This is a genomic window from Mesorhizobium sp. M7A.F.Ca.CA.002.09.1.1, assembly GCF_003998555.1.
In the GTDB taxonomy this organism is placed as follows: Bacteria; Pseudomonadota; Alphaproteobacteria; order Rhizobiales; family Rhizobiaceae; genus Mesorhizobium; species Mesorhizobium ciceri.
Genome location: NZ_RZRR01001567.1, coordinates 1 through 502 on the forward strand (window position 1 = coordinate 1; position 502 = coordinate 502).

Consider the following 502-nt stretch of genomic DNA (forward strand, 5'->3'; position numbering starts at 1 on the left):
GCATCGGCCGGGTGGTGCTTGCCGAATCCACTGAGATGAAATCGGTTGCCGATTCCGTGACGCGCTATGTCGCCGAGCGCATCGTCGAGCGTCAGAGGATGCTGGAAGGCGGCGTCGAACCCGCCGTCGCCGGCCTGAAACGTGCGTATGTGCCAGAAGCCGAACCGCCGCTGCGCGCGACGGAGCGCGGCAAACGCTGGTCGGCCCTTCTGTCCGGGCTTGGCCTGGTCGCTGCCGGCGCATTGGTCGGCCTTGTGGTGTCGGTCGTCCTGTTCTGGGACCGCATCATGGCCATGGTTGTCAATTTGCGGCCATAGCGGCCTCGGCGCCAAGCTCCACCGTCTGCAGATCGGATGGCGGTATGGACGGCCCGGTCAGGCCGCGCCGTGTCAGCCGGATCCGCCAGTTTCCCTTTTCACCGTCGATGTCGAACAGATTATACTGCGCCGCCGGGTGCTTGCCACCCGGCGCCTGGCCGGCGGTCGGTGTCGCTGCCGCCGGC

Annotated in this window: 2 pseudogenes; one reads left to right on the forward strand and one right to left on the reverse strand. The window is 67.1% G+C overall.

What is annotated here, in order from left to right:
- Nucleotides 1-317: pseudogene (locus tag EN994_RS34685) on the forward strand (hypothetical protein); the annotation flags it as partial.
- On the opposite strand, the pseudogene EN994_RS34690 reads toward EN994_RS34685, so the two are convergent.
- Nucleotides 301-502 (reverse strand): annotated as a pseudogene (locus EN994_RS34690) (metallophosphoesterase); the annotation flags it as partial. The pseudogenes EN994_RS34685 and EN994_RS34690 sit on opposite strands and share 17 nt — an antisense overlap.